Origin of the sequence: Gordoniibacillus kamchatkensis, assembly GCF_000829455.1 — a bacterium.
GTDB lineage: Bacteria > Bacillota > Bacilli > Paenibacillales > NBRC-103111 > Gordoniibacillus > Gordoniibacillus kamchatkensis.
This window is the reverse complement of the sequence record NZ_JXAK01000009.1, coordinates 35645-48596: the sequence shown is the minus strand read 5'-3', so window position 1 is coordinate 48596 and position 12952 is coordinate 35645. Positions and strand designations below refer to the sequence as shown.

Genomic DNA, 12952 nt, shown 5'->3' with positions numbered 1-12952 from the left:
TTTCTTCGCTGCGGGTCCTACGCCCTTCATCCTATCACAACCCGCCGGCTTAACCAAGTGATCGATGTCACACCTGTCCGCTTGTGAAAAAAGAGCATGCGGACCATTTCCGCATGCTCTTGATGGTGAGCCATCAACGTGCTTATTTGAACTCAGCGACAAGCTTGTCGAACTCGGCTTCCGTGAGCTTGACGTTTTGCTTCGCAAGCCCTTCCGGTTTGAAGCCGTGCACCATATCTTCGTAGCTTTTCCGCGACTTGTCCTGATAAATGATGCCTGTCAGCATGCCTTCCGTTTCCATCAGCTTCGTCATCGCCATAATGCGGTTCGACGGGTCGTAATCCGGAATTTCCTCCAGATCGACGACATGCTCTTTGAACCAGTCGTACGTATTGATTTTGTTGAACGTTACGCACGGCGAGAACACGTTGATGAACGAGAAGCCTTTATGCTTCAGGCCTTCCTCGATGACGGCGGTCAATTGCTTCAGGTTGCTCGAGAACGATTGCGCAACGAACGTTGCGCCTGCGGCCAAAGCCATCTCGATCGGCGACAGCGCCGATTCGATGGAGCCTTGCGGCGTCGACTTCGTCTTGAAGCCTTCCGCCGAGCGCGGCGACGTTTGGCCTTTGGTCAAGCCGTAAATTTGGTTGTCCATGACGATGTAGGTAATGTCGATGTTGCGGCGAATTGCGTGCACCGTATGGCCCATCCCGATTGCGAAGCCGTCGCCGTCGCCGCCGGAAGCGATGACGGTCAGCTCGCGGTTGGCCATTTTGAGGCCTTGCGCGATCGGCAGCGCGCGGCCGTGAACGCCGTGGAAGCCATAGCAGTTAATGTAGCCGGAGATGCGTCCGGAGCAGCCGATACCGGAGACGACAGCCAAGTTTTCCGGTTCGAGACCGACGTTGGCCGCCGCCCGCTGAATGGACGCTTGCACCGAGAAGTCGCCGCACCCCGGGCACCAGTTCGGTTTCACATTGTTGCGGAAATCTTTTAATGTTGCCATACCAGCGTCAGCTCCTTGCACTCTTTGGTAATTTCCGAAGGTAAGAACGGGTTGCCGTTATATTTCAGCACGCTGCGGATTTTGTCCGCATGGCCGACGTTCAATTTGATCAGCTGGGCGAGCTGGGCGGTAGCGTTGTACTCGACGACGACGACTTGCTTCGCCTTCTCGATGTGCGGCTTCAGCTCTTCGGCCGGGAACGGATGCAGCTGGCGCACCGTGACGCGGTTCGTCTTGATGCCTTCCTGCTCGAGACGGCTGCGCGCTTCGTCGATCGTGCCGCTGGTCGAACCCATGTTGATGATGAGCAGGTCCGGGCTATCGTGCTTCGCGTCGGCGAGAATCGGATTGCGCACTTTGATGTGCTTCATCTTTTCCATACGCTTATCCATCATTTTTTGGCGGTTGACCGGCGATTCGGACGGACGGCCGTCCTCCCCGTGCTCGACGCCGGTAACGTGGTGCAGGCCGTTCTTCGTGCCCGGCAGCACGCGCGGCGACACGCCGTCAGCCGTGAACGCGTAACGCTTGAACATTTGATTTTCCTCGAGCGCCGGCGCTTCCGTTACCAGGTTGCCGCGTTCGATGACGATCTGATTATAGTCAAGCAGTTCGGACGACTGCTTGCCGAGCGACAGCTGCAGGTCGGTCAGCAAAATGACCGGGCACTGGAATTTTTCCGCGAGGTTGAACGCCTCAATCGCATCGTAGAAGCAATCCTCGATCGTGCTCGGAGCGAACACGATTTTCGGAATTTCGCCGTGAGTGCCGTGAATCATTGCCAGCACGTCCGACTGCTCGATCTTCGTCGGCAAGCCGGTGGACGGACCGCCGCGCTGCGTATCGACGATAACGACAGGCGTTTCCGTCATGCCGGCCAGGCCGATCGCTTCCATCATCAGCGACAGACCGGGGCCCGCGGACGCGGTCAGTGCGCGCACGCCGCCGTAGTTAGCGCCGATTGCCATCGTACAAGCGGCAATTTCGTCTTCGGTCTGGATGACCGTTCCGCCGAACTTCGGCAACACTTTAATGAGATATTCCATAATCTCGGACGCCGGCGTGATCGGATAAGCCGGCATGAAGCGGCAGCCTGCCGCTACGGCGCCGAGGCCGATCGCGTCGTTGCCGATCATGAACAGCTTCTGCTTGCCGTCTGCCGGCTCCAGCTGGAATTCCGACAGCGGCCCGCCGGCCAGCTCGAGCACGAATTCCGCACCGCGGCGGACGGCCTCGACGTTTTTCTCTACGACTGCCGGACCTTTGCGTCCGAATTCTTCTTCTACCGCTTTATTAAACACTTCCAAAGGCAAGCCGAGCAGAGCCCAGGATGCGCCGGAAGCGACCATGTTCTTGAACAAGGAGGTGCCAAGCTCTTCCGCGATGGCCGTGATCGGCACCGGGAACAAGCGTCCTTGAACGCCTTCCGGCATCGTCGGATTGAATTTGGCGTCGGCGACGACAACGCCGTTTTTGCGGAGCTCGTGAGCATTCAAATCGATCGTTTCCTGGTCGAAAGCAACCAAGATGTCAAGGTCGTCGGAGATGCTGCGGATCGGTTTTACGCTGATCCGGATTTTGTTGTTCGTATGACCGCCCTTAATCCGCGAGGAGAAGTGACGGTATCCGTACAAGTAATAGCCAAGGCGGTTCAACGCAGTGGAGAAAATACGGTCGGTACTTTCGACACCTTCGCCTTGTTGTCCCCCGATCTTCCAAGATAACTGACTAATCAACGTAGTCCACTCCTTTGATGGTGCCGCCTTCCCGGCGGCTGAGGTCGAATTGCGTCAAGCCTCGAAACGCATAATAAAAAATTTCTTTCATGCGTCAAACAAATTCTATGCCTTCGGCCAGCAAAATGCAAGAGGTTTGGACGTATCTTAAACATAGAATTTTTAGATGGAATTCATATAATATTGAGAACGGTCGTCATTCGACAGCCGGCAGCTGCTCTTGCAAAAAGCGAGCCCAATTGCCGTGCAGGAACAGCTCGACTTGCTCCGGCTTATAGTGCTTGCACAACTCGTTACCTATAGTTTCGTACTTCCCCGCGTTTTCTAAACCTGTAATCCATTGCTCGATGCCGTCAAAATCGGAGCCGAACACGATGTTCCGGACCCCGCCCATGGCAGCGATGTAATCGATATGTTTGAGCACGTCGGACGCAGTGACGGGAGGCAGCGACCTGACAAAGTACGGGACGAACGTAATTCCGATTCTTCCGCCGCAGCGTATGATTTCCGCGATTTGGGCGTCATTCAGGTTGCGCGGGTTCGGGCACAGCGCCTTCACGTTGGAATGGGAAGCGATGAACGGCCGTTTCGTCAGCTCGGCAAGCTCCCAAAAGCCCGCCTCCGACAAGTGCGACACGTCAAGGATCATGCCGAGTCGATTGCATTCTTCGATCAGTTTGCGCCCTTTGCCCGTGAGGCCGCCTTGGCGCGGCTCCTTCACGCCGTCCGCGGCCCAATTGCCGTAATTCCACGTCAGCCCGACAGAGCGCACGCCGAGATACCAGCACGTCCGCAAATTGAGCAAATCGCCCTCCAGCGCATCGACGCCTTCCAGCGTCAATATGGCCCCCAGCTGCTCCCCTTCCCATACCCGCTGCAAATCGCGCCTCGTCCGCACCGCTTCGACGAAACCGGGACGCAGCACCTTGCGATGAAACGTATCGACGTAACGAAGCACATCGCGAATCGTCGGGCGCACGACCCGGTCGGGCACATAGATGGCCATCAGCTGCACTTTCACCCCGCCCCGTCTTAGCCGCGGGTACGACGCGTCAAGCGATTCTTCCCTGTAAAAATCAAGCTGCGGATCGTGCACTAATTTGTCCAGCACGTCGCAATGCCCGTCGATGATCGCTCTGTTCATCCGATCCCCTCCCTCATGCGCTGCCAGTGTGACGGTGGCGCGGAGGATGGAATATGGGGTGAGGAGCGACTTTTGAACTCGTGTTCCCTCATTGGAACCAATTCAAGGAACACGAGTTCAACGGAGCCGTCACCCCATATTCCAATCCGTAGTGACACCGTCACACTGGCCGTTTGCGAACGCGCAAAAAAACCTGTCTACGTCGTAAACAGGCTTTGCGTGCGCTCTATTTGACTCGTCTTACCTAGCTCGACGATAAGCTTGATTGCTGTCCGGTCTTCCCCGTCGATCATGATGTCGGTGAACGCCGGAACACATATCAGATCGACTCCGCTCGGAGCTACGAACCCTCTTGCGATCGCTACCGCTTTAATGGCCTGGTTCAGCGCGCCCGCCCCGATGGCTTGAAGCTCGGCTGCGCCGCGCTCGCGGAGCACTCCGGCGAGAGCGCCTGCTACGGAGTTTGGATTGGACTTTGCTGAAACTTTTAATACTTCCATGCTTAGTACCTCCTCGGGAATGATGAGAATGGATTCCAGTAACCATCCTATTCCGTCCCGCGAGGAAACATTCCGACTACTCCATCACAAACTCGTCTTCGATATAACGGATTTTGGCGATCGACTTGGCTTTGCCGGTCGCAGCGTCCAAATCCACCGTCACCGCATGGAAATGATATTTTCCCTCATCCACGACGAACCGCACCGGGAGCTGCGTCTTAAACTTGTGCAGCACGGCGCCGCGTTCCATGCCGAGAATGCCGTCGCGCGGGCCCGTCATGCCGGCGTCCGTCAAGTAGGCGGTCCCTTGCGGCAAAATGCGCTCGTCGTTCGTTTGCACATGGGTATGCGTGCCGACAACAAGCGATACGCGCCCGTCCAGGTGCCAACCCATGGCGATTTTCTCCGACGTCGCTTCCGCATGGAAATCGACCATAATGTATTTATATTTGCCTTTCAGCTGCTCCAAAATGTCATCCACCTTGCGAAACGGATCGTCGATCGCCGGCAGAAACGTGCGCCCCTGCAGGTTGATGACCGCCAGCTCGTGGCCCATCGCCTTGACGATCATATGCCCCTTTCCCGGGTTTCCTTCCGGGAAATTGGCAGGCCGCACGATGCGCGGTTCGTCGTCGATCCATTCGAAAATGTCTTTGTTATCCCACGTATGGTTGCCCATCGTCAAACCGTGCACGCCCAGCTCAAAAATTTCTTTCGCCAGCACCGCCGTAATGCCGCGTCCCGCCGCGGCGTTCTCGCCGTTGGCGATGAACACGGCGTTCGGATATTGGCGTTTCAGCTTCGGCATTATTTCTTTGAGCGCCCTGCGCCCGACCGAGCCGACGATGTCACCGATAAACACTAGCCTCATCGCTTCGAAAGCTCCTCTACAAAAAAAATCGGAAAGCAGCCACAGGAGCCGCTTTCCTTATTATACGCTACGCAAACCTATTTCGCGTATTCGACTGCACGCGTTTCGCGAATAACCGTAACCTTGATGTGGCCCGGGTAATCGAGCTCGCTTTCGATCTTCTTCGTGATGTCGCGGGCGAGTCGGAACGCTTCGGTGTCGTCGATCTTCTCCGGCTGTACCATGACGCGAACTTCACGGCCGGCCTGGATGGCGTACGACTTCTCGACGCCCTCGAACGATTCGGAAATTTCCTCCAGCTTCTCGAGGCGTTTGATGTACGTCTCCAGCGTCTCGCGGCGGGCGCCCGGACGTGCCGCGGAGAGTGCGTCGGCAGCGCCGACGAGCATTGCGATGACCGATGTCGCTTCGCAGTCGCCGTGGTGAGAAGCGATGCTGTTAATGACAATCGGATGTTCTTTGTACTTCTTGCCGATCTCGACGCCGATCTCGACGTGCGAGCCTTCCACTTCATGGTCAAGCGCTTTGCCGATGTCGTGGAGCAAACCTGCCCGCTTCGCCAGCGTCACGTCCTCGCCGAGCTCGGCGGCCATAAGGCCTGTCAAGTAAGCGACTTCCATCGAATGCTTCAGCACGTTTTGGCCGTAGCTCGTACGGAATTTCAAACGGCCTAAAATCTTGATCAGATCCGGATGCAGACCGTGCACGCCAACTTCGAACGTCGCCTGTTCGCCGTATTCGCGAATGCGCTCATCGACTTCCTTGCGCGACTTCTCCACCATTTCTTCGATCCGAGCCGGGTGGATGCGTCCGTCGGCAACGAGCTTCTCGAGCGAGGTGCGGGCGATTTCGCGGCGAATCGGGTCAAAGCCCGACAAAATGACCGCTTCCGGCGTATCGTCAATGATGAGATCGATACCCGTGAGCGTCTCCAGCGCGCGGATGTTGCGCCCTTCGCGGCCGATAATGCGCCCCTTCATCTCTTCGTTCGGAAGCGCTACGACCGATACCGTCGTCTCCGCCACGTGATCGGCGGCGCAGCGTTGGATGGCGAGAGTGATTACTTCTCTTGCCTTCTTGTCGCCCTCTTCTTTCGCTTGCTGTTCGATCTCTTTAATCAATTGCGCGGTTTCATGCCGCACTTCCTGCTCGACGTTGGTCAGTATGATATGCTTCGCTTCTTCCATCGTCAGGCCGGAGATGCGTTCCAATTCGGCTACTTGATTTTTATACAGCTGATCGATCTGAGCTTGCGTTTCTTCGATGCGTTTTTCCTTGCTCGCGACTTGCTCTTCTTTGCGTTCCAGAGATTCTAATTTTTTATCCAGCGATTCCTCTTTTTGCAACAATCGTCTTTCCAGTCGTTGAATTTCGTTTCGACGCTCACGAATGTCTTTTTCAGCTTCGGTTCTCAGCTTATGGACTTCGTCTTTGGCCTCGAGCACCGTTTCCTTTTTCAGCGCCTCCGCTTCTTTCATAGCGCCTTCCCGTATTTGCCGGGCCGCTTCCTCAGCGCTGGAAATTTTCGCTTCTGCAAGAGATTTACGGATAAAATAACCAATCCCTAAGCATAGAACGCCAACAACGAGAACGATCGCGATCCAACCTAATGTAGGCATCGTGTTCACCTCCTCGTTGATTCTCCAAGGTGTTAGCTTGGGATCTTTGCGGCTAATGAACCGCTGGGGAATTGTGAAGCTATTACTATTCATTTTTAAAAAATATACAACAATTATTGTAGCTTTTGACGGAGAAGCTTGTCAAGGGAACCGCCAAGTCGGAAACATCGATAAGGTAAGTGATGTTAATTATTAATATCATTAATTTTGTGCAGCACCTGTTGGACAACGTCGTTCGAAAAGCCGCGCCGCAACAAAAACGCCGCCGTTTTCCGCTTCTTCTCGAACGGCTCGCCGCTCGTCTGCCGCCATTTCTTTGCCCCGATTTCGAAAGCGCTGCTTACTTCGTCCTCCCAGTCGATTCCTTGCAGCGCTTCCTGCACATGCTCCCGTCCGACACCTTTATGCAGCAGTTCCTGCCTTAAATACGCTTTTCCTTTATGCTGGCTGCGAAGCCGCTGTTCCACCCATTGCTTGGCAAAGTCGCGGTCGTCGACGTAGCGTTCTGTTTCGAGACGGCGGACTGTCTCGTCGATGACCGCTTCTTCGTAGCCGGCGGCGTGCAGCTTTTGCCGCACTTCCTTGTTTGTGCGCGGCCGCGTGCCGAGGAAGCGGACCGCTTTCAAATAAGCGTCGTTGCGCTCTTCGTCGGATAGAACGCCCCTTCGCTCATCCGCGGAGATGGGCTTTCCTTTTTGCAGCCGGTGCTTGATCATAATATCTTCGTGTACAGAAAACGCGTACGCCTCGTCTACATAAATGTTATATCGATGCTTGTTGTTTTTTTGCACCTCAATCTTCGTAATGACGGACTCGCCCATCATATCGCCGTTCATCGTTCGCTCGCACTCCTTCTCACAGAGGCAAAAGGCACCTGAACCGCGATTCGGTCCAGGTGCCTCCCAGCGCCTCTCGATTGATGCCGTTATTCGAATAACGCCGCTTCTTCCGCTTCGTCGTCGACGCTGACGCCGGTGGCGGGAATAACTTTCGACAGCGAGCTGGCGTCGCGAATTTGCTTCTCGATCGTAGCGGCGACTTGCGGATTGTCTTTCAAAAATTGCTTCGCGTTCTCGCGTCCTTGACCAAGGCGCTCGCCGTTATACGAGAACCACGCCCCGCTCTTCTGGATGATTTCCAACTCGGTAGCGATATCGATAATGCTGCCTTCTCTGGAAATGCCTTCGCCGTACATGATATCCATCTCCGCTTGTTTGAACGGAGGCGCCACTTTGTTCTTGACGACTTTCACCCGAGTGCGGTTGCCGATCACGTCGTTGCCTTGCTTGATCGATTCGACGCGGCGCACGTCGAGACGTACGGACGAGTAAAACTTGAGCGCCCGGCCGCCCGGCGTCGTCTCGGGATTGCCGAACATGACGCCGACCTTCTCCCGCAGCTGGTTAATAAAGATCGTAATGACTTTCGACTTGTTGATGGCTCCCGACAGCTTGCGCAGCGCCTGCGACATAAGTCTCGCTTGCAAGCCTACGTGCGAATCGCCCATCTCGCCTTCGATCTCGGCTTTCGGCACGAGCGCCGCTACGGAGTCGATGACGATGATGTCGACGGCGCCGGAACGAACGAGCGCTTCGGCAATTTCGAGCGCCTGCTCGCCTGTATCCGGCTGCGACAAGAGCAATTCGTCGATGTTGATTCCGAGCTTGCTCGCGTAGAGCGGGTCAAGCGCATGCTCGGCGTCGATAAAAGCGGCTTGTCCGCCGATTTTTTGCACTTCTGCTATGGCGTGCAAAGCGAAAGTCGTCTTACCGGCCGATTCCGGTCCATAGATCTCAATGACCCGGCCTCGCGGGAAACCGCCTACTCCAAGGGCGATGTCGAGCGCGAGCGAGCCTGAGGAAACGGTCTCCACCTGCATATGGGCCGATTCCCCTAGCTTCATGATAGAGCCTTTCCCGAACTGCTTCTCAATAAGGCGCAATGCTTGTTCCAACGCAACGCGGCGATCTGTCAAAACGGTCACTTCCTTTATCATTATATGTATATGATAACTTGTTTTGCGGCATTTGCCAAGAGAAAAATCGAACATACATTCGATTTCAGTGCCAAACAAAAACCGTAAGCAAGTTATCCTTGTTACGGTTCTTCCGTAAACTATAAACCTACTATACCAAATCTATCCGAACCCGTCAAACGGGTTTCAACCGCTCCCACAGCCGGTACAGCGCATGTTTCGCCGCGCGCAGCTTGATCGTCTCGCGATTGCCGTGCGTCCTCAACTCGAATGCCCGCGGCTGTTCGCCGCGGAAGGCGATGCCGACGTAAACGAGCCCGACCGGCTTGCCTTCGGACGGATCCGGTCCGGCAACGCCGGTAATCGACACCGCGAAATCGGCATCGGTCCGCGCCAGAACGCCTTCGGCCAGCAGCAACGCCGTCTGTTCGCTTACAGCTCCGGGAGCGCCTGGGCCTTCCAACGCCTCCATCGGCACGCCTGCCAGGCGATGCTTGAGCATATTGGAGTAGCATACGATTCCGCCCAGGAACGCCTGCGAACTTCCCGGGACAGCCGTCAGCATGTCGCTGAGCAAGCCTCCGGAACAGCTTTCGGCGACAGCCAGCGTACGGCCGCTCGTCTTCAGCAGCTCCAGCACTTTCGCCTCCAGCGTCACATCCTGATCCGCATATATGTACTCGCCGAGGCGGCCACGAATGTCGGTCTCGACCGGAGCGATGCGCGCCAGTCCGTCCTCGCGCGAAGCGGCGCGGGTCGTGAGGCGAATGGCGACCTCCCCTTCCTTCGCGTATGGAGCGATCGTCGGGTCCGTCTGCGCTTCGATCAGGTCGATAAGCCGATGCTCCAAGGCGGATTCGCCGATTCCGGCGAACTTGAGCATTTTTGAGACGAGCGGCACTTCGCCCGTCATGACGCCGCGCAGCCACGGTACGCCGTAATTCAGAAACATCGGTTTCATCTCTTTCGGCGGACCGGGGAGCAGCATGTAATGCGTGCCGTCCTGCGTCAAGGCGATGCCGACGGCGAGCCCCGTCTCGTTTGCCAGCGGGTCGCTGCCATCGAGCATAATCGCCTGCCGTTTGTTGCTCTCGACCATGACGACGCCGCGCGCCGCGAAAAAGTCGGCCATTTTGCGCAGCGACGGCTCGTGATACATCATGCCGCGCCCGAGGAAGTCGGCCAGAACGTCTTTCGTCAAATCGTCCTGGGTCGGGCCGAGTCCGCCGGTGCAAACGATCAGATCCGCTCTGCTGCGCGCCAGCTCCAGCGCCTGCCGCATTCGGCCGGCATTGTCGCCGACAACCGTCTGAAAATAGACGTTGATGCCGAGATTCGCCAGCTCCTGCGAAAGAAACTGGCCGTTCGTGTTGGCGATTTGCCCCATCAGCAGTTCCGTGCCAACGGCGATAATTTCCGCATTCATGGCGGTCCCTTCTTTCTTCTTCGATAGAGAGGTTAGCCGTTCGTGAAGTCGAGCAAATCTTTATTTTTCACAAAATAATCGACGCCGGAATACATGGTGGTCGCAGCCATAACCCAGCTGGCGATCGTGGCGAACGGGAAGCCGACGAGCTCAAACGGAAAATTGTTAATGAGCAGCGCGATAATAGCCGTAATCTGCGTGGCGGTTTTGATTTTGCCCCATTTGCCTGCGGCCATCACCTTCCCTTCGAGCAGGGCGATTTGGCGCAGGCCGGTGACGGCGAACTCGCGGCTAATGATGACGATGACGATCCACGCATCCACCTTACCCATTTCCACTAGCGAAACGAGCACGGCCGAAACGAGCAGCTTGTCGGCGAGCGGGTCGAGCAGCTTGCCTAGATTCGTAATCATTTTGCGGCTGCGGGCAATGTAGCCGTCGAGGCTGTCGGTGCTGGCGGCGATGATGAAAATAAGGGCAGCGATAATTTGATTGTAGGTGATGCTGAATTCCTGGATCCGGACCGGCGGCAGCGGCAGCTTGATCAACAAAAAAAACATGATAAGCGGCACTAAAAATATTCTCGCCAGCGTGATCCGATTCGCCAAATTCATGCCAGAGCCTCCCCGGACAAGTCGAAGTCGAACGAGTGCGTGACGCGCACTTTGGCAACGCGGCCGATGGCCAGCTGCTGTCCGCGCACGAACACTTCGCCGTCGATTTCCGGCGCATCGTATTGCGAACGGCCTACGTACACGTCGCTGCGGCCGTCATAGCGCTCGATGAGCACATCGATATCGCTGCCGATATGGCGCCCGTTGCGGCGCGAGGCGATTTCGCGCTGGATTTCCATAAGCGTGTTGGCGCGGTATTCTTTGACCTCTTCGGGGACTTGATCGGGCAGCCGCGCGGCTGGCGTATCTTCTTCCTTGGAATACGTAAACACGCCGAGACGATCGAATTCGATCTCCCGCACGAACTGCTTGAGGCGTTCGAAATCTTCCTCCGTCTCCCCCGGGAAGCCGACGATGATCGACGTCCGCAAAGCGACTTCCGGCATCGCCGCGCGAATTTTGGCGATCAGTTCGCGCGCATCCCTCTGCCGGCCGGGACGACGCATCCGCTTCAAAATCGCATCTTCGCTGTGCTGCAGCGGCATGTCGACATATTTGCAAATTTTCGGGTTGGACGCCATCGTGGCGATCAGCTCGTCCGTGAAAAAGCCCGGATAGGCGTAATGCAACCGCACCCATTCGATGCCCGGCACTTCGCTCACTTTGTTCAGCAGCGTCGGCAGCATGAACTTGTCATACAAATCCGTCCCGTAATTGGTGGAATCCTGGGCGATAAGGCTGATTTCCCGCACGCCTTGCGATGCCAGATCGGCCACTTCGGCGAGAATCGATTCCATGCTGCGGCTGCGAAACGCGCCGCGCATAATCGGGATCGAACAGAACGTGCAATTGTTGTCGCAGCCTTCGGCGATTTTCACGTATGCCGTGTAGCGCGGCGTCGCCACACGGCGCGGCAAAGCCGCCTCGTAGTTGAACACCGGATTGCCGACATAGATCGGCTTGCGGCCGGCGAGCGCCTGGTCAACAATGTCGTTGATGCGGTGAAAATCGCCGGTGCCGACGATGCCGTCGATCTCCGGCATTTCCTTCATCAGCTCTTCTTTGTAGCGCTGCGTCAAGCAGCCGGAGACGATGAGCGCTTTCAAACTGCCCGTCTGCTTCAGATCAGCCATGTCGAGTATCGTGTTCACCGACTCTTCTTTGGCAGCATCTATAAAGCCGCAGGTGTTGACGATGATGACCGTCGCTTCCTCGGCGCTGTCCGTTAACGTATATCCCCGCTGATGGATGAGGCCCGACATAATTTCGGAATCCACCAGATTTTTCTCGCAACCTAGCGTTACCACTTTCACTCTTTCGGTCATGCTTCTTGAAACCTCCGCTTCCCTATATGCCCATATTCACTAAGTATAAATGAAAAAAGCCCGGGCGGTCAAACGCCCGAGGCTTTAACGGAAGTTATCGAATTGCAGCTCCAGCGGCAAGTCCGCCTTGCGCAGCATCTGGATGACGGCTTGCAGGTCGTCCTTGCTTTTGCCTGTAACGCGGATCGAATCGCCTTGAATTTGGCTTTTCACCTTCAGCTTGGAATCGCGGATGAGCGTGTTGATTTTTTTCGCATTGTCCTGATCGATTCCTTGTTTCAGCGTGATGCGCTGGCGAACCGTGCCCATGGCGGCCGGCTCGATTTTGCCGTACTCGAGGTTTTTGAGCGGCAGGCCGCGCTTGGCCATTTTGGCTGACAAAATGTCGCGTACGTTCTGCAGCTTGAAATCGTCGTCGGAGAGCAGCACGACCTCGTTTTTCTCGAGCGTAATGTCGCTCTTACTGCCCTTGAAATCGAACCTCGTTTCGATTTCTTTGAGCGCTTGATTGATCGCGTTTGACATTTCCTGCATATCCAGCTTGGAGACGATGTCGAAAGAGTTTTCGGAGCTCATGGGCGTTCCACCTTTGCTTTGGCGATTCATCTGCCCGCTATTATACCAAATGTTGCCGGCAAAATGAAAGTCCGTGAGACACATTTGGGCTGCAAGCGTCGGCGGCGCTACGGGTTGGAATATGGGGTCGCGGCTCCGTAAAAACTCGTGTTCCTAA

Annotated in this window: 12 protein-coding genes; all 12 read right to left on the bottom strand. The window is 56.0% G+C overall.

The window, feature by feature from the left end; all coding sequences use genetic code 11:
- Positions 1 to 142 precede the first annotated feature (142 nt).
- Complete coding sequence (locus SD70_RS07090; protein ID WP_041046923.1) at positions 143 to 1009, bottom strand: 2-oxoacid:ferredoxin oxidoreductase subunit beta; 867 nt, start codon at positions 1007 to 1009, stop codon at positions 143 to 145.
- On the bottom strand, positions 997 to 2745 hold the full coding sequence (locus SD70_RS07085) for a 2-oxoacid:acceptor oxidoreductase subunit alpha (protein ID WP_052487132.1): 1749 nt from the start codon (positions 2743 to 2745) through the stop codon (positions 997 to 999). Before SD70_RS07085 ends, SD70_RS07090 begins: the two co-directional genes overlap by 13 nt.
- Before the next feature lie 196 nt (positions 2746 to 2941).
- Complete coding sequence (locus SD70_RS07080; RefSeq protein ID WP_041046922.1) at positions 2942 to 3889, bottom strand: dipeptidase; 948 nt, start codon at positions 3887 to 3889, stop codon at positions 2942 to 2944.
- 197 nt (positions 3890 to 4086) lie between these two features.
- Positions 4087 to 4389, bottom strand: coding sequence for a stage V sporulation protein S (locus SD70_RS07075; protein ID WP_052487131.1), 303 nt, complete (start codon positions 4387 to 4389; stop codon positions 4087 to 4089).
- Positions 4390 to 4465: 76 nt separating this feature from the next.
- Complete coding sequence (locus SD70_RS07070) at positions 4466 to 5260, bottom strand: TIGR00282 family metallophosphoesterase (protein WP_041046921.1); 795 nt, start codon at positions 5258 to 5260, stop codon at positions 4466 to 4468.
- 77 nt (positions 5261 to 5337) lie between these two features.
- Positions 5338 to 6879: a ribonuclease Y gene (gene rny, locus SD70_RS07065; protein WP_041046920.1), complete on the bottom strand. Its 1542-nt coding sequence runs from the start codon at positions 6877 to 6879 to the stop codon at positions 5338 to 5340.
- Positions 6880 to 7064: 185 nt separating this feature from the next.
- Positions 7065 to 7715 carry a RecX family transcriptional regulator gene (locus tag SD70_RS07060; RefSeq protein ID WP_052487130.1) on the bottom strand — a complete coding sequence of 217 codons (651 nt, stop codon included), beginning with the start codon at positions 7713 to 7715 and terminating at the stop codon, positions 7065 to 7067.
- An 89-nt stretch (positions 7716 to 7804) separates the two neighbouring features.
- Complete coding sequence (gene recA / locus SD70_RS07055; protein WP_041046919.1) at positions 7805 to 8854, bottom strand: recombinase RecA; 1050 nt, start codon at positions 8852 to 8854, stop codon at positions 7805 to 7807.
- Between the two features lie 175 nt (positions 8855 to 9029).
- Positions 9030 to 10280: a competence/damage-inducible protein A gene (locus SD70_RS07050; protein WP_041046918.1), complete on the bottom strand. Its 1251-nt coding sequence runs from the start codon at positions 10278 to 10280 to the stop codon at positions 9030 to 9032.
- A gap of 32 nt (positions 10281 to 10312) precedes the next feature.
- On the bottom strand, positions 10313 to 10894 hold the full coding sequence (pgsA, locus tag SD70_RS07045; RefSeq protein ID WP_041046917.1) for a CDP-diacylglycerol--glycerol-3-phosphate 3-phosphatidyltransferase: 582 nt from the start codon (positions 10892 to 10894) through the stop codon (positions 10313 to 10315).
- Complete coding sequence (rimO, locus tag SD70_RS07040; RefSeq protein WP_041046916.1) at positions 10891 to 12219, bottom strand: 30S ribosomal protein S12 methylthiotransferase RimO; 1329 nt, start codon at positions 12217 to 12219, stop codon at positions 10891 to 10893. The genes pgsA and rimO overlap by 4 nt, the downstream gene beginning before the upstream one ends.
- 84 nt (positions 12220 to 12303) lie before the next feature.
- Positions 12304 to 12795 carry a YajQ family cyclic di-GMP-binding protein gene (locus SD70_RS07035; RefSeq protein ID WP_041046915.1) on the bottom strand — a complete coding sequence of 164 codons (492 nt, stop codon included), beginning with the start codon at positions 12793 to 12795 and terminating at the stop codon, positions 12304 to 12306.
- Positions 12796 to 12952 lie beyond the last annotated feature (157 nt).

Coding starts and splice junctions, on each gene's coding strand:
- SD70_RS07090 (WP_041046923.1), bottom strand. CDS start 1,009: ATGGCAACATTAAAAGATTTCCGCAACAATGTGAAACCGAACTGGTGC.
- SD70_RS07080 (WP_041046922.1), bottom strand. CDS start 3,889: ATGAACAGAGCGATCATCGACGGGCATTGCGACGTGCTGGACAAATTA.
- SD70_RS07075 (WP_052487131.1), bottom strand. CDS start 4,389: ATGGAAGTATTAAAAGTTTCAGCAAAGTCCAATCCAAACTCCGTAGCA.
- SD70_RS07070 (WP_041046921.1), bottom strand. CDS start 5,260: ATGAGGCTAGTGTTTATCGGTGACATCGTCGGCTCGGTCGGGCGCAGG.
- rny (WP_041046920.1), bottom strand. CDS start 6,879: ATGCCTACATTAGGTTGGATCGCGATCGTTCTCGTTGTTGGCGTTCTA.
- SD70_RS07060 (WP_052487130.1), bottom strand. CDS start 7,715: ATGAACGGCGATATGATGGGCGAGTCCGTCATTACGAAGATTGAGGTG.
- SD70_RS07050 (WP_041046918.1), bottom strand. CDS start 10,280: ATGAATGCGGAAATTATCGCCGTTGGCACGGAACTGCTGATGGGGCAA.
- pgsA (WP_041046917.1), bottom strand. CDS start 10,894: ATGAATTTGGCGAATCGGATCACGCTGGCGAGAATATTTTTAGTGCCG.
- rimO (WP_041046916.1), bottom strand. CDS start 12,219: ATGACCGAAAGAGTGAAAGTGGTAACGCTAGGTTGCGAGAAAAATCTG.
- SD70_RS07035 (WP_041046915.1), bottom strand. CDS start 12,795: ATGAGCTCCGAAAACTCTTTCGACATCGTCTCCAAGCTGGATATGCAG.